18 protein-coding genes, 1 tRNA gene and 2 pseudogenes are annotated in these 23875 nt (G+C 68.9%); 8 read left to right on the forward strand and 13 right to left on the reverse strand.

Features of this window, described 5'->3' with window-relative positions; genetic code table 11:
- Window positions 1-25 precede the first annotated feature (25 nt).
- Window positions 26-367, reverse strand: coding sequence for a hypothetical protein (locus AMK33_RS32810; RefSeq protein WP_073936652.1), 342 nt, complete (start codon window positions 365-367; stop codon window positions 26-28).
- A 119-nt stretch (window positions 368-486) separates the two neighbouring features.
- Window positions 487-1497 carry a PucR family transcriptional regulator gene (locus AMK33_RS32815; protein WP_073936787.1) on the reverse strand — a complete coding sequence of 337 codons (1011 nt, stop codon included), beginning with the start codon at window positions 1495-1497 and terminating at the stop codon, window positions 487-489.
- 772 nt (window positions 1498-2269) lie between these two features.
- Here AMK33_RS32815 and AMK33_RS32820 point away from each other — a divergent pair.
- From AMK33_RS32820 to AMK33_RS32850, 6 genes are all read left to right on the forward strand, one after another.
- A complete protein-coding gene (locus AMK33_RS32820) occupies window positions 2270-4309 on the forward strand; it encodes an SPFH domain-containing protein (RefSeq protein WP_073936653.1) in 2040 nt (679 codons plus the stop codon).
- A 77-nt stretch (window positions 4310-4386) separates the two neighbouring features.
- Window positions 4387-9264, forward strand: a complete 4878-nt coding sequence (locus AMK33_RS32825; RefSeq protein WP_107425283.1) for a DNA repair ATPase — start codon at window positions 4387-4389, stop codon at window positions 9262-9264.
- A 163-nt stretch (window positions 9265-9427) separates the two neighbouring features.
- Window positions 9428-9784 (forward strand): hypothetical protein, encoded by a 357-nt coding sequence (locus AMK33_RS32830; RefSeq protein ID WP_073936654.1) that lies wholly within the window; start codon window positions 9428-9430, stop codon window positions 9782-9784.
- Window positions 9781-10257 (forward strand): hypothetical protein, encoded by a 477-nt coding sequence (locus tag AMK33_RS32835; protein ID WP_073936655.1) that lies wholly within the window; start codon window positions 9781-9783, stop codon window positions 10255-10257. Before AMK33_RS32830 ends, AMK33_RS32835 begins: the two co-directional genes overlap by 4 nt.
- An 85-nt stretch (window positions 10258-10342) precedes the next feature.
- Window positions 10343-11590, forward strand: a complete 1248-nt coding sequence (locus AMK33_RS32840) for a cation:proton antiporter (RefSeq protein ID WP_073936788.1) — start codon at window positions 10343-10345, stop codon at window positions 11588-11590.
- Window positions 11591-11857: 267 nt separating this feature from the next.
- Window positions 11858-12325 (forward strand): hypothetical protein, encoded by a 468-nt coding sequence (locus AMK33_RS32850; protein WP_143203885.1) that lies wholly within the window; start codon window positions 11858-11860, stop codon window positions 12323-12325.
- Window positions 12326-13541: 1216 nt separating this feature from the next.
- Here the strand turns inward: AMK33_RS32850 and AMK33_RS32860 are convergent.
- The 4 genes and pseudogenes from AMK33_RS32860 to AMK33_RS32870 form a co-directional block, all read right to left on the reverse strand.
- Entirely contained in the window at window positions 13542-14483 is a 942-nt protein-coding gene (locus tag AMK33_RS32860) for an IS3 family transposase (protein WP_201263123.1), read from the reverse strand.
- Window positions 14450-14605: a hypothetical protein gene (locus tag AMK33_RS44220; protein ID WP_235618270.1), complete on the reverse strand. Its 156-nt coding sequence runs from the start codon at window positions 14603-14605 to the stop codon at window positions 14450-14452. The genes AMK33_RS32860 and AMK33_RS44220 overlap by 34 nt, the downstream gene beginning before the upstream one ends.
- Window positions 14606-14632: 27 nt before the next feature.
- Window positions 14633-14818: pseudogene (locus tag AMK33_RS44225) on the reverse strand (transposase); the annotation flags it as partial.
- 99 nt (window positions 14819-14917) lie between these two features.
- On the reverse strand, window positions 14918-15712 hold the full coding sequence (locus tag AMK33_RS32870) for an alpha/beta fold hydrolase (protein WP_235618266.1): 795 nt from the start codon (window positions 15710-15712) through the stop codon (window positions 14918-14920).
- A 316-nt stretch (window positions 15713-16028) separates the two neighbouring features.
- Between AMK33_RS32870 and AMK33_RS32875 the strand changes: the two genes are divergently transcribed.
- Window positions 16029-16631, forward strand: coding sequence for a restriction endonuclease (locus AMK33_RS32875; RefSeq protein ID WP_073936659.1), 603 nt, complete (start codon window positions 16029-16031; stop codon window positions 16629-16631).
- A 561-nt stretch (window positions 16632-17192) separates the two neighbouring features.
- Here AMK33_RS32875 and AMK33_RS32880 read toward each other — a convergent pair.
- The 3 genes from AMK33_RS32880 to AMK33_RS32890 all read right to left on the reverse strand — a co-directional run bounded on the left by AMK33_RS32880 (window position 17193) and on the right by AMK33_RS32890 (window position 19125).
- A tRNA-Pro gene (locus tag AMK33_RS32880) sits at window positions 17193-17266 on the reverse strand.
- 33 nt (window positions 17267-17299) lie between these two features.
- Window positions 17300-18088 (reverse strand): Pr6Pr family membrane protein, encoded by a 789-nt coding sequence (locus AMK33_RS32885; RefSeq protein WP_073936660.1) that lies wholly within the window; start codon window positions 18086-18088, stop codon window positions 17300-17302.
- A 110-nt stretch (window positions 18089-18198) separates the two neighbouring features.
- Complete coding sequence (locus tag AMK33_RS32890) at window positions 18199-19125, reverse strand: metallophosphoesterase (protein WP_073936661.1); 927 nt, start codon at window positions 19123-19125, stop codon at window positions 18199-18201.
- Between the two features lie 116 nt (window positions 19126-19241).
- Between AMK33_RS32890 and AMK33_RS32895 the strand changes: the two genes are divergently transcribed.
- Window positions 19242-19706 (forward strand): GatB/YqeY domain-containing protein, encoded by a 465-nt coding sequence (locus tag AMK33_RS32895; RefSeq protein ID WP_073936662.1) that lies wholly within the window; start codon window positions 19242-19244, stop codon window positions 19704-19706.
- A gap of 1464 nt (window positions 19707-21170) precedes the next feature.
- Here the strand turns inward: AMK33_RS32895 and AMK33_RS32900 are convergent.
- The 4 genes and pseudogenes from AMK33_RS32900 to AMK33_RS41825 all read right to left on the reverse strand — a co-directional run bounded on the left by AMK33_RS32900 (window position 21171) and on the right by AMK33_RS41825 (window position 23867).
- Window positions 21171-21533 (reverse strand): hypothetical protein, encoded by a 363-nt coding sequence (locus AMK33_RS32900; protein ID WP_079195056.1) that lies wholly within the window; start codon window positions 21531-21533, stop codon window positions 21171-21173.
- 172 nt (window positions 21534-21705) lie between these two features.
- Window positions 21706-22521 carry a hypothetical protein gene (locus tag AMK33_RS40830; protein ID WP_143203886.1) on the reverse strand — a complete coding sequence of 272 codons (816 nt, stop codon included), beginning with the start codon at window positions 22519-22521 and terminating at the stop codon, window positions 21706-21708.
- Window positions 22522-22788: 267 nt separating this feature from the next.
- Window positions 22789-23124 carry a response regulator transcription factor gene (locus AMK33_RS32910; RefSeq protein ID WP_079195058.1) on the reverse strand — a complete coding sequence of 112 codons (336 nt, stop codon included), beginning with the start codon at window positions 23122-23124 and terminating at the stop codon, window positions 22789-22791.
- A 183-nt stretch (window positions 23125-23307) separates the two neighbouring features.
- Window positions 23308-23867, reverse strand: a pseudogene (locus AMK33_RS41825) (hypothetical protein).
- Between the last annotated feature and the right edge of the window lie 8 nt (window positions 23868-23875).

Raw genomic sequence — 23875 nt, forward strand, 5'->3', positions numbered from 1 at the left:
CCCACCAAAGTCACCGGTATTGCCCCTAGTGCTGCGGTCGCGCAGGTTCGACGCGGCCGACCTCCCGAGCTGCTTTGTCCTTGCGCTCCGAGAGCAGGAACAGGACCACGGCGGCGGCGATGGGGGCGAAACCGGCATTGGTGCAGGCCATGACGGTTCCGTAAGAGGCATCGGTGATCCGGGGGAGGACGTTGAGGAGTGCGAAGGCGTAACAGCACAGCGAACCGTAGGCGCGGAGCCGCATCCCGGCCTGTCGCTTCCGCAACCACGGCGGTGTCCACCCCGCCAGGATCGCTATCGACATCGGCGGGATGAGCGCGGTCGACACGACCACCGCCATCCAGTAGTACAACGGATCGCCGTTCAACCCGCCCCCTCCGTGTGTGGCTACCAGCCTATGGAGGGGAGCTGCGCGCCGTCCATGCGGACGTCTGGAGTTCCCCGGTGATACGTCCTGCTCGGTTTCCGAGTCCTGTCAGCCCGTGCTCACACGTCGTCGGGCCAACCGAGCAGTCGGGCGCCGATCACCGCTGTCTGCAAGGTGTACCGGTGGACGGAATCGGAGGGGTCGGCCCCGGTCAGTTTGTGGATGCGTTCCAGCCGATAGGTGAAGGCTCGCACGCTCAGACCGAGACGCCGTGCCGCCTCTGCGGCGACGCAGCCCGCGTCGAAGTACGCCGTCAGCGTCTCGACCAGCGGACGAGCGCCACCGCGCGCGTCCTGCAGCGGCCCGAGGGCGCTTTCCACGAGGTCTGCCATCGCCTGCCGGTCCCGCGTCAGGACCGGGTAGACGAGAAGATCGGCCGCGCGCAGCACCGGCTCCTGGATGTCCAGCCGCTTGGCGAGATCGAGGGCGTTGAGGGCCTCTTCGTAGGAGTGGACGACCCCACCGGCGCCCGGGTGAGGACGCCCGATGGCGACTCGCCCTCCGTCGGTGGCCGCGTATGCCTGTTTGGCGAAGAACGACAGTACGTCGTCCTGTTCACCGGGTGCGACGCAGACCAGTCGGCCGTCCTTGGTCGTGAGCAGGATGCGTCGCTCGCCGAAGCGGGCGACCACGGCACTCTCCACCTGCCGGGCGGCAGGGTGAGTGTCCTCGACCGGCGTCCCGCCCTGAGCGACGGCGACAGCGTGGGCGCGGGAGAGCAGCAGGCCGAAGTGCTCGGCGCGCTCGGCGAGGCGACCGAGGTCGCTGCGTCCGTAGAGCAGGTCGTCGATGAACTCCCGGCGTACCGCTTCCTCCTGCCGTACGGCGAGCAGCTGGGCGCGCTCGTGTCCCTCTGCGAAGGCGTCGATCGCCTGCTCGACGGCGGCGAGTACGTGGCCACCCGACGTGGGCGCCAGCGTGGGCCAGGTGTCGCGGGCCACGGACACGTGCCGGCGTACGAGAGCCCGCAGCCCGAAGCCGGCTTCCGCGGCGCGCTCACCACGGGCTCGCAGAGACTCCAACTCCTTGCGGGTGAGGCGACGGCCCGTCGCACATACCTCGGCCAGCATCTGGGCGTACCCCTCCAGATAGTCGTCGGGTATCTCCCGCCCTGCCACTCGTCCTCCTGTTTTCTTGACGCCTTGCGAACGTTCTCCTGACGCACGCCGGACAAGAGTGACAGATCGTGGGGGCGCGAGGTGATACGGAGGGGGCGCCGATCCGGGAGACGAGGACAGACGGCCGTACTGCGCGGAAGTCATGGTGCCGCCCTGCAATCGGGATCGTGGCCGTGGTCCTCCCGTGTGCTGTGCACCTCCGCCTTCCCCGGACATGAGCGCGGTCACGCCCCGCTCGTGCCGTCGCCCGGCATCAACAGGGCGTAAAAATTGCCGTATTGCGGCAATGCGGCATGGAGCATGCCTAGGTCAAGATGAGTGCGGCAGAAGCAGGGGGTGGCCCCGATGCCGGGGCCCGGCAATGGGCGTCGGCACCGGGACCCGTGGACCGGATCGGGGGTGAGGACGTGGCACGGGTTGACGATGCCGCCGTACAGTTCCTCACCTTCCCCGGCATCACGCCCTCGGTGGCCGGGCCCTGCGTACCGTCGGCGCTCCTGTCAAGCCGGGACTGGGCACGGTCGCGTGCCTTTCCTGCCGGGCTGGGCCACGCATACCGCGGGCGACGACGGCTGGGCACGGCGAACAGTTCACCGTACGACCCTGGCAGTCGCCACCACCGCGGCTGAGCCGTAGCCGACGCGGACGCGTCCGCCCTCAGCCGAACGGGCCGCCCCGCCTCTTCGCGGAGGCGCCAACTCTTCGCAGACTTCGAGGACTTCCTATGGATTACCGCACCCTGGGCATCGGCGTGCTCGTTTGCATCCTGATCGCAGCCGCTGTGCTGTTCGTCGTCGCCCGGTTGTTCCGCAAGGTGGAGCAGGGCAAGGCGCTGATCGTCTCCAAGATGCGCAAGGTCGACGTGACCTTCACCGGGCAGGTCGTGCTGCCGGTGCTGCACAAGGCCGAGGTGATGGACATCTCGGTGAAGACCATCGAGATCACCCGGGCCGGCAAGGAAGGGCTGATCTGCCGGGACAACATCCGCGCGGACATCCGCATCTCGTTCTTCGTCAAGGTGAACAAGACGGTCGACGACGTCATCAAGGTCGCCCAGGCCGTCGGCACCGCGCGGGCCAGTGACCGCAACACGCTGCAGGAGCTGTTCCACGCCAAGTTCTCCGAGGCGCTGAAGACCGTCGGCAAGCAGATGGACTTCACCGACCTCTACACCAAGCGCGAGGAACTGCGGTACCGGATCATCGAGGTCATCGGCGTCGACCTCAGCGGTTACCACCTCGAGGACGCGGCGATCGACTACCTGGAGCAGACGCCGCTGACCCAGCTCGACCCGGCCAACGTCCTCGACGCGCAGGGCATCCGCAAGATCACCGAGCTGACGGCGGTGGAGCACGTCCGCACCAACGAGGCCCAGCGCAACGAGCAGAAGGAGATCACCCGGCAGGACGTCGACGCCCGCGAGGCGATCCTGGAACTGGAGCGCCGGCAGGCCGACGCCGAGAGCAAGCAGAAGCGGGAGATCGAGACCGTCCGCGCGAGGGAGCAGGCCGAGACGGCGCGGGTGGTGGAGGAGGAGCGGCTGCGGGCGCAGTCCGCCTTCCTCAAGACCGAGGAGCAACTGGGTATCCAGCGCGAGAACCAGGGCCGCGAGGTCGCGGTCGCGCAGAAGAACCGCGAGCGGGTCATCGCCATCGAGAACGAGCGCATCGAGAAGGACCGCCTCCTCGAGGTCATCGCCCGCGAGCGGGAGACCCAGCTGACCCGGATCGCTGCCGACAAGGAGGTCGAGGCGGAGAAGCGGGAGATCGCCGACGTCATCCGGGAGCGAGTGGCCGTGGACCGTACGGTCGCCGAGCAGGAGGAGGCCATCAAGAAGCTCCGTGCCGTGGAGGAGGCGGAGCGGCAGCGGCAGGCCGTGATCATCGCCGCGGAGGCCGAGGCGCAGGAGAAGCTGGTCAAGGACATCAAGGCCGCCGAGGCCGCCGAGCAGGCAGCCACGCACCGCGCCGCCGAGGAACTCACCCTCGCCGAGGCCCGGTTGAAGACCGCAGACCTCGACGCGCAGGCCAAGCTGCGGCTGGCCGAGGGCATCCAGGCGGAGTCCGCGGCCGAGGGACTGGCGGCCGTGCAGGTCCGCGACAAGGAGGCCGACGTCATCGAGAAGGCCGGCCGTGCGGAGGCCGGGGCCACCGAGGCACGGCTGCGGGCGGAGGCCGAGGGCGCCAAGGCCAAGGCACTCGCGGAGGCCGCGGCCGTCGGCGAGAAGCTGAAGGCGGAGGCCGCCGGCCTCACCGAGAAGGCGGCGGCGATGGCCGCCCTCGACGAGGCGTCCCGTGGCCACGAGGAGTACCGGCTGCGGCTGGAGGCCGAGAAGGACATCCGGCTCGCCGGCCTGGACGTGCAGCGTCAGGTGGCCGAGGCGCAGGCGACGGTTCTGGCGACCGGACTGGAGAACGCGGACATCAACATCGTCGGCGGCGAGTCGGTGTTCTTCGACCGCCTGATGTCCTCCATCGCGCTCGGCAAGAGCGTCGACGGCTTCGTCCAGCACTCCGAGACCGCTCAGGCGCTGGCGAAGCCCTGGCTGGACGGAACGTCGAGCTTCACCGACGACCTCAGCCGTGTCCTCGGCTCGGTCTCCACGGCCGACGTGCAGAACCTGACCGTGTCCACGCTGCTGATGAAGCTCATGAAGACGGGCGGTGCCGACTCCGGGGCTCTGGAGCAGTTGCTGAGCAAGGCCGGTGAGCTGGGCCTCGCCGACACCCGGCTGATGGCTCTGAACGGCAGCGCCAAGGGCTGATGGACCGCGGTCGTGGAGCTGCCGCGCGGGGGGCGGCAGCTCCACGACCGCTCTTTTCGACTTCCTGAGAGGACCTCATGACCACCGCCCTGGACACGGGTACGTACGAGGTGCTGCGCGACCGCCTCACCGCACAGGCGGCCGAACTGGCCCGCCGCGCCGAGGCGCTGAACGCCCGCCGCGTCGAGGAGTTCGGTTCCCTGCGCCTGGAGCTGGCCGGCACCGAACAACTGCGCACCGAGTCGGCGTGCGTGCCGCGCGACCTCGTGTCCGTCGGTGACGTCCTGCTCTTCGGCTACAACGCAGTCCCCGGCCGCGGGGCCGATACCACCGTCGGTGACGTCTTCGCGCTGCACGACCGCACCCTGAACAGGCTGTCCGACGACGCCGTGCCCGGCCTGCTCGACGACCCCGCGTTCGTCCGGGAGTTCGCCGCGCTGCACCGGTACTTCCACCAGGCCCGGCTCCTCCGGCTCCGCCGGGTCGAGGACAAGGTGCTCGCCGTCTTCCGGACCGGCGAGAAGGCCGACGACATCCGGGTCCTGCGCTGGGCACTGTCCGACGACGGCCGGGTGTCCTTCCTGGACGCGCGTGGTGACCGCGACCACGTCCTGCCGCCCGCGCACGACTTCGCGTGGACGGTGACGACCCGCGAAGACCATGTCCTGGGCCGGCATCCGCACGTCTCCATCGAGGGTGAGGTGTTCGTCGAGACGCTGGGCGGGACGCTGACGGTCAAGGCCGAGGACGACACCGAGACGGACGACGGCGTCTACGCGGAGCCGGTGGCCGAGCCGCTGCAGTCGCTCGCCGACGCGCACATCGCGTACGCGCGGGTGGGCGACCTGATCCTGGTGGACGTCCTCCCCTACAAGGAGGACGCCCACCGCTACCTGGTGTTCAACACCCTCACCAGAACCGTCGTCCGCCTCGACGGCATCGGGCAGGCGTGCCGACGGCTGCCCGAGGACCAGGGGATCGTCTTCCCCGGTGGTTACTGCCTGGCCACCGGAACCCACCGGACGTTCGACGGTGTCGGCACCGAGGGCATGGAGTTCGAGCGGGTGGTCCGCTCCCCGAACGGCGAGGACGTCCTCTTCGCCTTCCACGCCCGCGTGGCGGGGCGCAGTCTGCTCCTGCCCTACAACGTCATCCGCAAGGAGGTCGCAGCCCCGCTGTCCTGCCAGGGCTGGGCCCTGTTCGACGACGGAGCCCTGCTCGCCCTGCGGGCGGCCGGCGCCGAGCCGCAGCGCGTGCACCCCGCTCAGCGCTGGATCTCCCCGTACGTCTCCGACACCCACGCCGCGGCCCAGCCGGCCGGCACCGGTCCGCTCGCCCGCGTCGGCAACGCCGACCTCGTGCGCGGCATCTCCGACTGTCTGTCCGTCACGCGCGCGGTCACCGAGACCACCCCGACCGGCGAGGTGTACGAGGCGCTCGTGGGGGCCTGCGCGCGGGTCGCGGACTCCCACCACTGGCTGGCCGAAGCGGACCTCGGCGCCCTGCACGAGCCGCTCACGCAGGTACGGGCCACCGCCGAACAGGTGCTGGCCGAGTTCGAGACCGTGCAGACGCTCACCCGGCAGGCGGCCGACGCGCTCACCGGGGCGGCGGCACGCGTCGCCACCGTCGTACGGCGCCTGCGCGGCGAGGCCCCGCGCAGCGCCGCGGCATGGGTCGCCGGGCTCACAGAGCTCCGGCAGGCGCAGGGACACCTGCTCACCCTCAAGGACATGCGGTACTCGGACCCCGACCGCATCGACGAGCTGGCCGCGGACATCGAGCGTGACCTCGCCTCGTTCGGGCAGCGGGCCGTGACCCACCTGGCGCACGAGGACGCCTTCGCCGACCACCGGGCCGACGTCGAGCAGCTCGTCGCCGACGCCGAGGCGATCACCACCGTGGCCGAGGCGGAGCCCGTCGCGGCCCGTCTCGACGAGCACGCCGACAACCTGCGCACGGTGACCGACGTCGTCTCCGGGCTGGACATCGGTGACGCCACCGTCCGCACAGCCGTCCTGGAGCGGATCGCCGAGGTCCTCGGAGGCGTCAACCGCGCCCGTGCCACGCTGGACGGCCGCCGCCGTGCCCTGCGGGACCGCGAGGGCCGGGCCGAGTTCGCCGCCGAGTTCGCGCTGCTCGGCCAGGCGGTCACCGGTGCCCTCGCGGCGGCCGGCACCCCCGAGGAGTGCGACGAACAGCTGGCCCGCCTGCTCGTACGGGTGGAGGACCTGGAGTCCCGGTTCGCCGAGTCCGACGACTTCCTCGCCGAGCTGGCGGACAAGCGCGACGAGGTCCACGAGGCGTTCTCCGCCAGCAAGCAGACCCTCGCCGACGCCCGTGCCCGACGTGCCGAGCGCCTGGCCGAGTCGGCCGACCGGGTGCTGGGCACGATCGTCCGCCGGGCGTCGGCACTCGCCGACACGGACGCCGTCACCACGTACTTCACCTCCGACCCGATGCCCGCCAAGGTCCGCCGTACGGCCGACGAGCTGCGCGGACTCGGGGACCAGGTCAGGGCGGAGGAGCTGGACGGCCGCCTGAAGTCCGCCCGGCAGCAGGCTCTGCGCGCGCTGCGCGACCGCACCGATCTGTACGCCGACGACGGCCGCACCGTCCGCCTGGGCGGTCACCGCTTCGCGGTCAACACCCAGCCCCTCGACCTCACCCTCGTGCCCCGTGGCGAGGGTCTGGCCTTCGCCCTGACCGGCACGGACTACCGTGCCCCGGTCACCGACCCCGAGTTCGCCGCGACCCGCCCGTACTGGGACCGACCGCTGCCCTCGGAGTCGCCCGAGGTCTACCGCGCCGAGCACCTGGCCGTCCGCCTGCTCGACGAGCACGGTTCGGCCGTTCTCGCAGCGACCGAGGACCTGCCCGCCCTGGTCCGGCAGGCGGCGGAGGCGACCTACGACGAGGGCTACGAGCGCGGTGTCCACGACCACGACGCGGCCCTGATCCTCGCCACCCTCCTGCGCCTGTACGAGGGCGCGGGTCTGCTGCGTCACGAGCCGGCCGCGCGCGCCGCCGCCCAGCTCTTCTGGGCGCACGGCACGACGGCCGAGGAACGTGACGGCTGGACGCGGCGGGCGGTGTCCCTGGCCCGGGCCCGTGACACCTTCGGACTCACCCCCGCGATCGCCGATCTGGAAGCCGAACTCGCCGGGGCGATCGGCACGCGGGCGGCAGCCGCCTACCTCTTCGAGGAGCTGACGACCGGCCCCGACGGGTTCGTGCTCAGCGCGGGCACCCGGACCCTGCTCGACAAGTTCCGCCGCACGGTGGGTGACTCCGCCTACGACGACGACCTCACCGCCCTCACCGACCCGGCCGCCCGCAGGCAACTCGTCGAGGCGTGGCTGACGTCGTACACCACGGCGACCGGCACCGACCTCGCCCCAGGCGATCTGGCCGAGGCGGTGGCCGCGGAGCTGTGCCCCGGCCTGCCCCGCTACGAGTCGGACGCGCCCCTGACCGAGACCGTCGAGGGCCTGCTCGGTACCCACCCGCGCGTCCACCACCGGACCCTGACCGTCCGCGTCGACGAGCTCATCGCCCGCGTACGGGAGTTCCGCGCCCGGGAGGTTCCCGCCCACCGGGCCTACCAGCGCCGCCGCGCGACACTGGTCGCGGCCGAGCGCAGCCGCCTCCGCCTGGACGAGTACCGGCCGCGCGTGATGCAGGCGTTCGTGCGCAGCAGGCTCATCGACGAGGTCTACCTTCCTTTGATCGGCGACAGCCTCGCCAAGCAGATCGGCACCACGGGCGACACCAAGCGCACCGACACCGGCGGACTGCTGCTGCTCATCTCCCCGCCGGGCTACGGCAAGACGACCCTCGTGGAGTATGTCGCCGACCGGCTCGGCCTGCTGCTGGTGAAGGTCAACGGCCCGGCCCTGGGCCACACGGTGACCTCCCTCGACCCGGCCGAGGCCCCGAACGCCACCGCCCGGCAGGAGATCGAGAAGATCAATTTCGCGCTGGAGGCGGGCAACAACACGCTGCTCTACCTCGACGACATCCAGCACACCTCGCCCGAGCTGCTGCAGAAGTTCATCCCGCTGTGCGACGCCACCCGGCGGATCGAGGGCGTACGAGACGGTGAGCCGCGCACCTACGACCTGCGCGGCAAGCGCTTCGCGGTGTGCATGGCGGGCAACCCGTACACCGAGTCCGGCAGCCGCTTCCAGGTCCCCGACATGCTCGCCAACCGCGCCGACGTGTGGAACCTCGGCGACGTCCTCACCGGCAAGCAGGACGCCTTCGCTCTCAGCTTCGTCGAGAACGCCCTGACCGCCAACGCGGTCCTCGCTCCGCTCGCCGGCCGTGACCGCGCCGACCTGGAACTGCTGCTCCGGCTGGCCGGGGGCGACCCGGCCGTACGCGCCGACCGGCTGGCCCACCCGTACGCGCCGGCCGAGCTGGACCGGATCACCGCGGTCCTGCGCCATCTGCTCACCGCCCGCGAGACCGTCCTCGCGGTCAACGCCGCGTACATCGCCTCGGCCGCCCGGACGGACGCCACCCGGACCGAGCCGCCCTTCCGGCTCCAGGGTTCCTACCGCAACATGAACAAGATCGCCCAGCGCATCCAGCCGGTCATGAACGACGCCGAGCTGTCCGCCCTGGTGGACGACCACTACACGGCCGAAGCCCAGACCCTGACCACCGGCGCCGAGGCCAACCTGCTGAAGCTGGCCGAGCTGCGGGGCACCCTCGCCGCCGGCCAGGCCGCCCGCTGGACCGAGCTGAAGGCGGCGTACGTCCGCACCCAGATCCTCGGCGGTTCCGAGAACGACCCCCTCACCCGAGCCGTCGCCGCCCTGGGACTGCTGGCCGACCGGGTCGCGGCCGTCGAGTCGGCCATCAACCGCGCCGTCGACCCGCGTCACCACATCGCCAACCCGGCAGCCCGGCACGCCGTCCGCCCGGCGCCGGGGAACCGGGAGGACTGACAGGGCCGCGCGGTGGCGGCAGCCACCTTCATTGCCGGATGCCGGCAAGCATCCGGCCCTGCTTTCTGCCCTGTCATGCGGATGATCTGCCGCCTCCGGACGGTCATCATGCCGAACCGGGGCGGCCCTCGCAGGGGACCCGCGTTGAGGGAGTGAGATTCGGATGATCAGTATCCAGACCGATGCGTTGGATACGGCCGAGGGAGTGCTCATGGCCGTCGCGGGGCTGGGTTGCGCATGCTTCGGAGGGCTGGCCGTGCTCCGGCCGGGCAGTCCACCGAAGCCGTTCGAGGGGCCTGTGTGGGTGGTCCGCGCCTGGGGGTTCGGTTACGTGCTGCTGGGGCTCGGTACGGCTGCCAGGATGGGTCTCATGCTGGTCGGCAAGGAGCCGGCCTGGCTGACGGCCGTGACCCATCTGGTTGCCACACCGCTGCTCATTTGCTCGATCACAGCAGCGTACGTGGTGCGGAGGCGGCGGCGCCGTCTGGCCGGGACCGCTGCCGTCGGGCGGCACAAGTGAAGCAGCCCGTCGTCTGGAGCGAGGCGGTCCTGGTGATCGCCGCCTGCTGGGTGGTCAACGGTCTGGGGTACGGGGTGTTCGCTGCCCTTGACGAGCCTCAGTTGTCCATGGCGCCTCTGATCTGCATGGGGCTGGCCCGGTGGTTCTTCGCACGTCACCGCTGTTGGCGGGCCGCGATCGCGGCGGGATTCACGGGGACTGCCGTGCTGTCCGGGCTCATGGACGTCCTGCGGCCGGGCCTGGACAAGTACGTGGCGGACGCCCTGGCCACGGGAGCGGCGGTGACGGTCGCCCTGACAGTCTTCACCTTGGCCGGCCGCGCAAGCGGCCGCAGTCAGGACTCGGCAAGCCGACTCCGGCCCGACCTGGCCCTTTCACCGACCGGCCGCTCCCCGGCCGCTCCGTTGTCTGCCGGAACGCGGCAGTGTGCGGTGGATGACGCTGCCCGCCAGGCACCTGTCAGGAAGGCGTAAGGAGCGTGTAAAGTCCGTCGCGGAGTGCCGGGAAGCCTGGTCGGCGACAGGGAACAGCTGTCTTCGTCGATCGGAGTTGGTCTTCGTGGTGCTCGTCGCGGTCTTCGGCGCCGCTCTGCTCATCGCGGTTCTTCTTTCCGGACTCGCGGCCCGGACCGTGCTGTCCACCTCCTTCCTCTTCCTGGTCGGCGGTGCGCTCGTCAGCGACGGCTTCCTCGGGCTGATCCACATCACCCCTGACAGCGACATCGTCGCGGTCACCGCCGATCTGGCGCTGTTCGCGGTGCTGTTCACCGACGGCATGCACGTGTCCTTCCCGAAGCTTCGGGAGAACTGGAAGAACCCGGCCCGTGCCCTTGGCCTCGGCATGCCCCTCGCCTTCGTCGGTATGGCGCTGATCACCCACTACCTGGTCGGGTTGGACTGGACGACCTCCTTCCTCGTGGGCGCCGTCCTGGCCCCCACGGACCCCGTGTTCGCCTCGGCGATCGTGGGCCGCAAGGAAGTACCGCCCAAGCTCCGGCAGTTGCTGAACGTGGAGAGTGGTATCAACGACGGGCTCGCCCTGCCGGTGGTGCTCGTCCTCATCGCCGTCGCAGGACCGACCAGCGGCCACGCGGAGGCGTCCTTCGGAAAGATCGCCCTGGAACTCGGGCTGGGACTGGCCTTCGGGGTGCTGCTGCCACTCCTGGTCAACGGACTCGTACGGTTCCGGCTGCTGGGAGCGGAGCCCAAGCTGCAGCCACTGCTGCCACTGGCCATCGGGATCATCCTGTACGGCGCGTGCCATCTGACCCATGCCAACCCTTACCTGGCTGCCTTCTCCGCAGGTGCCGTTCTCACCGCCGTCTCACCGGAGGCGAAGACGGCCTTCGAACCGCTGGGTGAGGCGCTCGCGGAACTGGCCAAGTTCGCCGCACTGCTGGTCTTCGGCGCACTGCTGACGCCCCAGCTCTTCGCCGACCTGTCCTTGGCCGGTTACGTGGCGGTGGTCCTGGCGATCGTGCTGGTGCGCCCGGCATCGATGATGATCTCTCTCGTCGGCACGCAGTTCGACCGACGGGAGAAGCTGGTGGCCGCGTGGTTCGGCCCCAAGGGGTTCGCGTCGGTGGTCTACGGGCTCCTCGTGCTGCAGGCCGGCATTCCGCAGGGGGAGCAGGCGTACACGCTCATCGCCGTCTGCATCGCCTTCTCGATCGTCGCTCACAGCAGCACCGACGTGCCCATCGCGAGGATCTTCGATGTCGAGGACCTGACCGGTATTCCAGAGTCGGCGAGCAGCGCGCAGACGCGGGTCGCGAGCGAGGAGAACGGGCATGTCCGTCGGCCGTGAGCACGGCGTGCGCCGACCGGAACGAGGGCTCGTGGGATGGCTGATCGGCGTGGGCGCACTGGCTGTCGTGGCCGGGAGCGTGATGTACGTGTTGCCCGGCCCCGGCTTGCCCCTCTTGGCCACGGGGGCGTTGCTCCTGCTCGGCGTGGCGGTCCTGTGGATCCTCGGACGGAGGTGGAGATGACCGCGGGGCCCTCGGAACCGTACGTGTGGCGTGCCGGATGGCCGGCCCGCGTGGCGGCTACGGGGTCGTGTCTGCTGTTCGTGGTGCTCGCTGAGCGTCCCCACGGCGGGACGCTGGCCGACCCGCGGCCCGGCGCGGTGTTCTTCGCGGTGTGGACGTCGCTGGTGGCTGGATGGCTGTGCTGCCGAGTGGGACTGTGGCGCATCACCGCGGACCGGGACGGGGTGCACATCCGCAGGATGTGGGCCGTGACGTTCCTGCCGTGGTCGAGGATCGGACGAGCGGAGCTGCGGCGCGACGGGCTGCTCGAGTTCGTGGGGGCGACGGAGATTCCGCTGGCGGGTCTGTTCGCGCCGTCATGGGCCGACAGGCTGGCGCGTCGTAGAGGAGCCGGAGTCCGAGCGGCACAGGTGCTGACCGAGATGGCGCGAAGCCCCGATCTGCGTCCGCAGGTTCGGGCAGGGCGGGCCGCGACCGGATCGGCGTTCGCTCCTCGGGCGCTGCCGCTGGCAGTCGCCGTGTTCGCCGTGGCGGAGTGCATCCACCGCTGACCCACCTGCCCGGAGGAGAGTTGGGGGCGATTACGTGAACTGGGGATTCCTGACCGGCTTCACCACGCTGTGGCTGCCCTTTGCGGTAGCCCAGTGCCGTGGCCGGACGCTTCCGTGGCTGCGTCACCGCGGGCCCGTGCGGCTGCTCGGTGCAGCGGGTCCGGCGCTGTACGGGGTGGTCGTCGTCAACACCGTTCCCCGGCTGGTCGGCGCTGTGCCGGGCACCCTGGCATACGTTATCCGGCTCGCGGGATGGGTGTCGTGGGCACGTGTCTTCCGGTCGGTCGGTGCTCCCGGAAGCCGCTGACGGCACGCACCCTCTTGACGCCTTCTTGGCGGTGGTCGGCATGGAGGGCCTGTCGAAGACTGCCGGAAGCAGGCAATGCGGGAGGCGTTCCGCATCGACACGATGGGACTGAGGGGAGCACGCGTCAGCTCCCGATGCCGGATGCCGGCGGCGGCACCGGGACGCTGACGTGCCGTGATGAGCGAGGCGGGGGACGGAGGAACGGGCATGCGAATGTTTGTCGAAGTCGCCACGACGTTCCCCGTCCTGTTCTTCACCGTCGCGTCGATCGTAGTCACGGGCTTCTGGCTGCTCGTCGTGGTGGGTGTCACCGACGCAGGGTGCTTCGACGAGGACGTCGACGCCGATGCCCTGGGACTTGGCGGGGTACCGGTCGCGGTCTCGTTCTCGGTACTGACGGCGGTTGCCTGGACCGGAAGCTTCGCTGCCGTCCTGCTGCTCGAAGCCGTTGTCTCCCGGGGCCCGGCGCGAGCGCTGACCGCCCCAGCGATCTTCCTTGCCGCACCTGTGGCCGGGTGGTGGGGGACCCGATTGCTCGTACGACCGCTGCGCCGCTGCTTTCCTCAGGGGCGTGCGCGGTGTCCTGGACACCGCCCGGAGCCCGCTGCGGGACGCTCTGCCGAATCGGCCCGTACGAGGTGGAAGGCGGGCAGCAGTGGTGACCACCCGCGGCCTGCGGGACACGCGACGCCGGACGCACGTCTTCCGTGATCGGTTCCGGTGGGACCACGACAGGGAAACCATGGACAGATGCGTCGAGGAGCGCATCGCCTGCGCACAGGCGTGTACCCGCGCGGGCGGACGCCCGTTTGTCGGAGGGCATGGTCGGCGATCTGATCGAGTGCATCCGCATCGACATGGACTGTGCCGACGAGTGCACTGTCAATCCCCTCGCAGCGTGGAGACGATCTATGCGGCCAGTCCCTCGGCGAGGGTGGCTCGGTAGTCACGTTCGTAGTCGATCGGGCTCTTGAACCCGCACACGCTGTGTAGCCGCCTGGCGTTGTAGAAGTCGGTGATCCAGGTGGCAATCTTGATGCGGGCCTCGGTGCGGGTGCGGAAGGTATGGCGGTGGACGTACTCGACTTTGAGGACGCTGTTGAACGCCTCGCTCACGGCGTTGTCGAAACAAGATCCGACTCTGCCCATGGACTGGACGATGCCGAGCTTTCGGCAAGCCCGCTTGAACCGTCGTGAGCAGTACTCGCTGCCCCTGTCCGTGTGCATGATCACGCCGCGCACGTCGCCGCCGCGGGTGGCCGCGGCCATGTTCAGGGACGCGACGACCAGGTCGGCGTCATGCCGCTCGGCCATCGCGTAGCCGAGAAGGCGACGGGAGAACAGGTCGATGACCGTCGCCAAGTACAGCTTGCCCTCGCCGGTTTCGATCTCGGTGAGATCGCCCGCCCAGACGAGACCGGGCTCCTCGGCGGTGAAGTCCCGGCGTACGAAGTCCGCGGCGGCTGGCCGCTTGCCCGGCCTCGTCAGCGACCGGCGGCGACGCACTTTCCGTCCAGCCAGCCCGAGTTCGGCCATGACCTTCGCAACCGTGTTCACCGACACTCGCCAGTCTCTGCGTACCAGCTCGATGAACACCTTCGGCGAGCCGTAGGTGCCGCCCGAGCCGTGGAAGATCTCTTCAATCTCCTCGGCCAGCTGCCGCCGGCGCACCTCACGCGCTGTCGGCGGACGATCCCGCCACTTGTAGAACCACGACTCGGACACTCCCAGCGCCCGGCAGGCGGTGCGGTAGGGAATCTTCTGCTCGGCCTTGCAGCTGCTGATCACCCGGACCGCAACGGCCGGGTCTGCCTCAGCTACTTCACCCACAAGGCCACGAATCGCTTGCACACATCACGCTCCATCTCCAACTCGCGGATGCGCTTGTCCTTCTCCCTGGCCTCGGCCCGCAGCCGCTCCAGCTCAGACCGCTCGCTCTCCCGCAGACGACCGCCGGGTGATGGCTCGGCCACCGGCCGATCCGACGACGGCGGCCCGTTGCGCCGCGCCCGCGACACCCAGCTATGCAACGTCCCCGGGTGGATGCCCAAATCCTCAGCCACTTCCGGAATCGGCTTCCCGGTCTCCGTTACGAGCGGAACTCGGCGTCGTAGATGCGCTTCCTGGATGCCATGACCCCAACTATCCCTCCGGTCACGGTCTCCACAGTAGGAGGGGAACCTCATGCCTTCACTACCCCGGAAATGTCCACGCAAGCATGGGTTGCTGACGACTCCAAGTGCTACTCTGCGTAACCGTTCGTTGGTGCGACCATCAGTGACCAGTCACCGCCCGCTGCCCTCGTCCCCGTTCATGAACGCTGCCGTCAGGGCGACCATCGCTGCCGGCTCTTCCTCGACCACGAGGTGTCCCGCTCCAGGCACGGTGATCACCGCCACGCCGAGGTGACGGGAGGCGGGCGAAGTCAGCCGGGACGGCGGCAGGAACACGTCCTGCTCGCCGGCGACCACCAGATTCGCTACTCGCCGGGATCGGGCGAGTGTCCCTTTCGGCAAGGGAAAGGGAGCGAGGCTGGAGTGGCAGGACCGGGCCACGAGCGTCATCCACTCCACATGTCCGGCTGACGGTCCATGGCCGGGCCCGTGCATCTGACGCAGGAGCGTTGCGCTGCGAGTGTTCGTGGGGCAGATGAGCCAAGGCACGGTGGCGGCGAGAACGCGGCCGGTGACCTTCAGCCGGGCAAGTCCCGCCGGCGAGACCAACAACCGTCCGCTCAGTCGGGGTGCCTCGCAGGCGAGGGCTATGGCACCGCCGAGGGAATGCCCCACCACGACGGTCGGCCCCGTGCCGACCGCGTCAAGGACGTCCTCGAGCCACCGTCCGTAGAGAGTCGGCCGGTTCGGCCCAGGGCGTTCGGGGGCACTCAGCCCCGGCTGTCCGGGCACGTCCACGGCATAGGTGGGCCACCGTGCTGCCAGTGCGGTGATCAGCGGCAGGCTCGTGGCCGCATTGAAGTTGGTGCCGGGAACCACCACCACGCAGGGAGTACGTCGACGCTGATCGGCATCCTCACCGGCCGCGACCACATGGGTCGGGCCTACGCGGGTGGACAGTGTCATGGTCCGGTGCGGCACCGGCCACCGCGCGAGTCGCTCAGCGCACCACCTGCCGACCTCTCGACGGGCAGCAGCGCTTCTGTAGATGCCGTGCATCGCCCCAGTATCGGCTCGGCTACGCCGTTCGATCCGGCCAATGGCCGACTCCGTGCTCTACACGTGCCGACCGACGTTGGTCAGACTGCCGTACCGAGGTGGCTGGGGGCGGGAGGCATGCATGACAGCTCGGCGTGGACGAGGTGCGGCTACGCGAAGGCGGAGGGCGGTCTGGCTGCAGCGGGCGTCGGCGTGTGGGGTCACCGCGATAGTCCTCCTGGTGATGTTCTGGTCGGTGGTCTGGCCCTACGTCACCGGGGCACTGCTGCTGGGTGGCGTGGGAGCGGCTGCTTGGTGGCTGTGGCGCGCTGACCGGCTGGTGCGCGAGCGGGACCGCCTCTGGCGTCAGGCCGACATGATCGATGCCGGACGACGGACGCTGACCGAGGTGGACGCGATGACCGGCACGGAGTTCGAGGAACTGGTCGCGAACCTCTGCCGACGAGACGGGTGCTCCGAGGTACACAGGGTGGGTGGCGCCAACGACAACGGAGCCGACGTCGTCGGCCGTCTTCCGGACGGCCGGAGCATGGTGATCCAGTGCAAGCGGTACGCGCCGACCAGCACGATCGCGAGCCGTGAACTGCGCGATCTGCTGGGAGCCCGGGTGCATTTCGGTGCTGACCTGGCCGTGTTCGTGACGACCACGCGGTTCAGTCGCCCGTCCGAGAAGTTCGCGTTACAGCATGGGATCCTCGCCGTACATCGTGATCACCTGGGGATGTGGAACGGGGGAGCCTCCTTGATGTCACTCGCCGAGATCAACGGTGCCGGCCAGGGGGACGCCCGGCATCGCACCCGCTGGAAGCGGGCTTACAGCAAGTAACCCCTGTGTCAGGGCAGGGAGGCAGGACCACTCCTCGTTCAGCTCCCACTCGTGTCGTACAGCCTCCATGTCGGTCAGCGGATGGCTTCCCTTCCTCGCGTCCGCCGTTCAGTGGGTTCCGCTGGTGCAGCGTCAGCCGCAGACGATGTGCCGCGTCGGTTTTCTCTTCCGGTCCCCGATTGAGCAGTACGGCCGATACCGGTGCGCTGGCGCAGCGGAGACGTTGGGGGCGATCTGCACCGGTGGGATTCGTCGAGCGCGGATCCGCGCGTGGAGCGCATGCCGGAGGCGGCGAAAAGGCTTGATCGCTTCGAGTGACGGAGGCTATTGCGGGGAGGGGTGCGGACTCACGGCCGCGGGGAGGGCTGTTGGCCGACGGTCTGGATTCGCGGACGCGCACGGCCACGACCGCTGACGCGAGCCGCGGTGCTCGGCTGCGATTGCCTCGTCCGGGAGAAGCTCATCAAGATCTTCTCCCGGATTTCTCCCAAACGATCTCCAGGAACCACTCAGGGGCCCGACCCGCTGTGCGGATCAGGCCCCTGACCTGGTACTTCACTGTCGGGGTGGCGGGATTTGAACCCACGACCTCTTCGTCCCGAACGAAGCGCGCTGCCAAGCTGCGCTACACCCCGATCGTCGCTGCTCTCGCGGCGACGACGTTTACTTTAGCCCACTGGGGGCCGGAGGCGAAATCCGGTTTTCGGGCGGTGGCGGACCGGGTTCGGGCGGGTGTGGTCCAGGGCAACGAGGAGGACGGCCAGGGCGTAGAAGGCGAGGCCCAGGAGGAGGGCGTTGGCGAGGACGTTCCGGTAGCCGTGCCGGGCGACGTCGAGGAAGGGGTAGAGGTAGCGGGCGGGGGAGCCGGGGAGGAGTTCGCCCCGGATCAGGGTGAAGGCCAGGTAGGCCAGGGGGTACAGCATCCAGGTGGCGGCCTGGCGGAGGCGGGTGCGGGCCGGCGGGGTGAGGAGGAGCCAGTCCAGCAGCGCGGCGACGGGGAGCACCGTGTGCAGGGTGTGGGCGGCGAGCGGTTCCAGCCAGCCTGCCGTCCCGGCGGTCCCGTCCGTCACCGAGAAGCGCGGGGCCGCGTCCGCCAGGAGGACGTGGTGGACCAGGGACGCCGTGATCACGTACAGCAGGGCCGCTCCCGTGATCGCGCCCGGCAGGGGGTGACGGGCGCTCCAGGCGCGGCGGGCCGAGGCGAACGTGACCACGGCCAGCAGGACCGCGCTCTGGACCGCGAAGTGGCTCAGGACCCGGGCCGGGCTGCCGAGGAGGGTCTCCAGCAGCACCGCCCCCGCCGCCAGCAGCGCCAGGACCAGGCGGTACGTCGCTGCCAGCGGGCGGCGTACCAGGGGTACGACGGCTCTGGCGGGGGCGAAGAGGGCGGCCGACGCCGGATGCGTCCGCGGCAGGGCGGGGATGTCCGGGAGGTCCCTGGGTATCGGGGCGGTCATGCACCCCAGCGTGGGGGGATGTCCGGTCCGGGGCGATGCGGGTGGGCCGGACGGGTGATCTCGGTCCCGGCCGAGGTGGGTGATCTAGGTCCCGGCCAGGACGAGTGGTCTCAGTCCCGGCCGACCAGGGTCAGCAGCGTCGCCTCCGGAGGGCAGGCGAAGCGGACCGGGGTGTAGCGGCTGGTGCCGCAGCCCGCGGAGACGTGGAGGTAGGACGTGCGGCCCTCGGACGTGTGCGTGGACAAGCCCTTCACGCGGTCCGTGTCCAGGTCGCAGTTGGTGACCAGGGCGCCGTAGAAGGGGATGCAGAGCTGGCCGCCGTGGGTGTGGCCGGCCAGGACCAGCGGGTAGCCGTCGGCCGTGAAGGCGTCCAGGGCGCGCAGGTACGGGGCGTGGACGACGCCCATCGAGAAGTCCGCCCCGTCCGACGGGCCGCCCGAGACCTCCGCGTACCGGTCGCGCTTGATGTGAGGGTCGTCCAGGCCGGTCAGCTCGATCGACGTGCCCTCGATCTTCAGGGTGCCCCTGGTGTTCGTCAGGTTCAGCCAGCCGGCCGCGTCGAAGCCGTCCCGCAGGTCCTCCCACGGGTTGTGGACCACGCCGACCGCCTGGGCGTTGCCGTTCAGGCCGTGGCGGCCCTGGACCTTCTCGATCAGGTAGCGGCCGGGGTTGCGCAGGGTGGGGCCGTAGTAGTCGTTGGAGCCGAAGACGTACGCGCCCGGGAACTCCATCAGGGGACCGAGCGCGTCGAGGACCTCGGGCACGCCCTCGGGGTCGGACAGGTTGTCGCCCGTGTTGAGCACGAAGTCGGGACGCAGGCCCGCCAGGGAGCGCAGCCAGCGCTGCTTCTTGCGCTGGCCGCCGACCATGTGGATGTCGGAGACCTGGAGCACGCGCAGGGGGCGCATCCCGGACGGGAGGACGGGGACGGTCACCCGTCGGAGGCGGAAGGAGCGGGCCTCGAAGCCCGCCGCGTACAGCAGCCCGGCGGCGCCGGCCGCCGTGATTCCCAGGGGGATTCCGTATCGCGCGCGCATGGGCCCATCGTGTCAGATCTGACGGGGTCCCTCCGAACGGCCCCAGGGAACCCTCCGGGGGAACAGGGCCTTAAATCAGTAGGCGTTCGTCGTCGCGTACCTGCGACAATCGAGCCATGACCACGCTCAAGTCGAAGCTGCAGGATGACCTCAACGCCGCGATCAAGGGGCGCGACGAGCTCCGCTCCTCGACGCTCCGGCTGACGCTCGCCGCGATCACCAAGGAGGAGGTCGCGGGCAAGGAGAAGCGCGAGCTCTCCGACGACGAGGTGCAGAAGGTGATCACCCGCGAGGCGAAGAAGCGCCGTGAGGCGGCGGAGGCCTTCGCTCAGGGCGGCCGCCCTGAGCAGTCCGAGCGGGAGAAGGCGGAGGGCGAGGTGCTGGCGCAGTACCTGCCCAAGCAGCTGTCCGACGAGGAGCTGAACGCGATCGTCGCCCAGGCCGTCGAAGAGGCGAAGGCCGCCGGGGCCGAAGGGCCGCGTGCCATGGGTCAGGTCATGAAGATCGTGAACCCGAAGGTCGCGGGTCAGGCGGAGGGCGGCCGGGTCGCCGCGGTGGTCAAGAAGCTGCTGGCCGGCTGAGGGGCCTAGCGGAGGGGGAACTGTCGACTTGTGGTCCGCCACCGGTCGTCGACACGGTCCGCTCGCCGCGGTCTGTCATACCCCTCCGGGTGCCGCCGGGGAAGCGAAGGCGTAATTACGCCAGGCTTCACCGAACCATCACTCCAGAAGATCTTCCGTGGTTGACTGAATGGAAAATGAATCAGTTGTGATTCACCTACAGTCTCCTGTTCTCGGTGCCGCGCTGAATGGATATCGGGGATGGATTTGATCTATCAGGAGTGATGCTGGTCATGCGTAGGTCCATCGGATATATCGCAGCCGTCGGTATGGCTGTCGCCGGACTCAACCTCGCGGCTGCCCCAAGTGCATTCGCCGGCGCATACGGCTGTCCTGGATCCCAAGTCGGGTCGTACAACTTGATAGGGACCAACAACGAAGTATGGTCCACTGCCTACCTGTACTACTCCTCTGCCAACGGCGGTACCAACTGTGCCGTCCTGGTGGCCAAGAAGTTCGCCGGAACGCGTCACCAGATGAAGGTCGGCATCAGACTCGGAGACGGTGCCCGCACAGAGGACGATGGAAATTACACCACGTACGCGGGGCCGGTGAGCAAGACATCGTCGAACGGTCGCTGCGTTACGCTCTCACTCTCCGAGACGGACCCGCGGAACGGCAACTGGGCCGGCAGAAGCGTGGACGACGTGGCGTGCGGATAATGCGGGCAGTGAAGTCGTCCCGGCGACATTGAGGCTGCGGTGCTGATGACGCGCCGGTCACTCGTGCGCTGAACCGAAAGCGCAGGGCGTGAACTGCTTCGACGGCGGGCGGGAGTGCGGCATGCGCGGGGCGGTCCTGGAGGGCCGCCCCGCGAACGCGCGTCCGCGTCGAAGGCCTCGATCTTCCAGCGGCACCCGGTGACGCGGACCGGTTCCCGCACTGTGGCCCGGTTCCACAGCGGCCCGCCGATCGACAGCTTCTGGCGCTGTCGTCCGCCATCGCCTGGACCGGTGTGCCCCGCTCCTTCTCACTGATCAGCCCGTGCGGTCCCGGACGCCGGGTGTGCCGCACCACCTCCCGCGCCGAGGGCGACAGCCGAGGCGCGTCCTCAACCTCGATCACGCCCTGCCAACGAGCAGGTGACCCGACCGTCCCGGCTCAAGAGGTCGTCTCTGTGAGTCGGCGGTTTCCCTGCGGTCTCCCGCTCAACCCTGTCCGGCGTAATTACGTCAATTCCCCTGTGAGGATTGATGCGTCATTCCGGGCCTGGCCCGATTGTGCGTCGGATGCGCGGACAGAATTCAATGCATGTGATTCGGGGATGATCACCTTGCGTAAGGCTCTTGCGGCCGTGTCCGGTCCGGTGGTCGCGGCTGGACTGAATCTCATGGCGGCCCCTTCGGCGTCGGCGGCCGCCGACGCGCCGTGTGCACCACGGATTCGGGTGGGCACACGGCTCTTCTCCCTCGTGCGCTCGCGCTGTCAGCAGATCAGCGACTGCGACGCGTTCTCGTTCTTCAGCGTGGAGTTGAGGTTGCCGTTGGTGCCGGCCGAGAACTTGTCCTGAGCGCCGCCGTATCCCGAGTTGTAGTGGATTACGGCGGTGCAGCTGGCCAGGTTGTTGCCGACAGCGGCGGCGTTGTTCTTGACCGGCTGGTCCGCGCCGTTGCCGCCCCAGCAACCGCTTGTCCCGTAGTGCAGGCTGTACTGGATCTGATGGGTGTTGAAGACGTAGTGGACCTGGATTCCGTCACCGGCGTAGTGGCCGGAGTAGTTTGAGATCTCGGTGTTCGAGAGGAAGCAGGCACTCAGCCACCCGCCGTTCCCGGAGTTGTAATTGAGCATGATGCAGCGACTGTTTCCGCTGGAGCTGCATTGATCTGACGAGTAGACAGTCGCCGCCGATGCGGTGGTGGGGAAGCCGAAGCTCATGGCGGCAGCAGCCGTGGTGGCGACCGCGATTACTCCTGTTCTTGCCCGGAAGCTCACGTATTTTCCTCTCTTGGCGGGTGGATGGTCAGCGGTACTCTGCTGCACGCTTAATGATCGTTTCGTTCTTCGACTTCTGTTCGTCAAGAACGAGTTGCTCTTCCTCGATCCGTTTCTTCTGCATGGTGGTCTCGGTCGAGAAATACACGTCGATCAAATGCGTGGACTTCTTGCACTCGATATCGGCGATCGCCATGGCTATCTCGGATTGAGAAGCCTCTGCGGTGCCGTTGGAGAATGCTTGGTTGAGTGCCTCCAGTGGTGTGCCGACCCGGTACCCCTTTTCCTTCATGCAGGAGGACCACTTACGGTTCACCGCCAGAACCCTGGGGTCTTGCTTGGCCCGCTGGAACGTCTCGACATTGATCTCGGCGGCCAGACTGTCGTCGTACGATCCGAGCTTGCGGTCCGTTTCGCCCCGGCAGCCGCCCTCGGGGATCCGATCGCCCTCGTACGCTCCGCCTGCGGGTGGCTTCTGTCCTGAGGCCGTGGTCAGGTCGAAGACATAATTGGCGGCAGGTCCCTGTGGCTCGTACGGCTTCCAGTCGTCGGTGGGCTCCTGCGGGAGCCGGTAACCGTGCTCTCTGGCCTCCGCCGGATCCGTGATGCCCCAACGGCGCTTCATATTTGCCGCGTTGTAGCTGTGCGGAGGGCGATTACCAGGAGCCGGAGGGTCGTAGTCGAAGCCGAATCTCTTCATGCACGCGCGATTCAGTACGTTCTTCGCATGCTGGATCGCCACTTCTTCGGGATAGGTCTGGAGATAGGGTTCGATGGGCAGAGCCAAGCCTTTGACCAGCCCTCTCTCGACCTCTGCCGCCGGCCAGTTGCTCTTGTCGGCCACGTCTCCGCTAGATTTGTCATCTCCCGCGGTTCCTTCGGCGTCCGGCGTACAGGAGACAAGACCGAGCGCGCAGACAAGAATCGCCAACCCGGCCAGGGGTGAGAAGCGGGGAACGTCTCGTCGATCCGATCTGGTCCGTGTCATACCTTTACGTCCACATGTCTATGCCCTGGAAAGCGGTCAGGTCAGAAGCCGGGAGTACGGTGTCGGCTCGGCGTCGACGCACTCGACTCCGTGTGTGAGCTCAACTGCGACGGCGGAATGTGCTCACGCCGCCCCCCGGTTCGACCTGCCGAGCAGGCCGAATTCCTGAGCCCGGGCGCCCAGGGCGACCCGCCCCGCCGCCTCCAGGCGGGTCATCAGGCCCTGTACGTGACGTTGGACGGTGCGGTGCCCCAGATTCAGACGCCTGGCAATCGAGGCATCGTCGAGGCCTGAATACAGCAAACTGAGGATCTTGAGCTCTGTCTCGCCTATGTCCGGCTTCTCGGACAACTTCGCCCCCTCGCCACCCGTCCCGTTCACATGCGTGATCACCTTACGGGGGAGCTCGGCATTCCTGAAAGAGGTACAAACTTTCACGAAGGGAGCCACATAGGTCATTAATGTTGGCGTAATTGCGCCAGCCGGGGAGGTCCATCCGGATGTCGGTCGTCCCGAAGGCATCGCCGCACTGACGCCCGGTCGGCGCGTCTCACGTAGGGCGTTCACCGTGAGCAGGAACCCTCTGTTACGGGGAGTGGAAGCGTCCCGAGAGCCGCCAGGTCATGCTGCTATGACGTCATTTCAGTTGGTGAGCCTGCGGTGGCATATGAGGGTTGCGGAGATGGCGGTGAAGGTGAGGAAGTGTTCCGGCTTGCGCTCGTAGCGTCGGTGCAGGCGTCTGCGCCGGACGGCCGGCGTCGCGGGCCGCGACGTGAGCGGATGGGCGGGATGCCGCGGACCAGTGGGGCGAGGGCCTGGCTGCCCTGGAGGTCGGCGGCGGAGACGCCGACCGACAGAGGCAGGCCGCGTCGGTCGACGATGAGGTGGATCTCCGATCCCTTCTTGCCGCGGTCGGTCGGATCCGGTCCCGTCAGCAGCCCCCTTTGAGGGCCCTCACGCTGACGGAGTCGATCGCGCACCGCGACCAGTCCAGCTCACCTCGGGCACCGGGTTCGTCCGGGACCAGGCGGTGCAGCCTGGCCCACACCCTGGCCCCGGTCCACTCGGTGAACCGCCGGAAGGCGGTCACCTCGCCGACGGTGTCCTCCACCCTGCGGGCGAACCGGTGCCGACGGCACCACCCGCTGGAACAGGGGCCACAGGTCTTCCGGCACCATCCGTTCCACAAGCGCAGCGGCCATCGCCCCGG

Origin of the sequence: Streptomyces sp. CB02400 (assembly GCF_001905725.1) — a bacterium.
Lineage (GTDB): Bacteria > Actinomycetota > Actinomycetes > Streptomycetales > Streptomycetaceae > Streptomyces > Streptomyces atrovirens.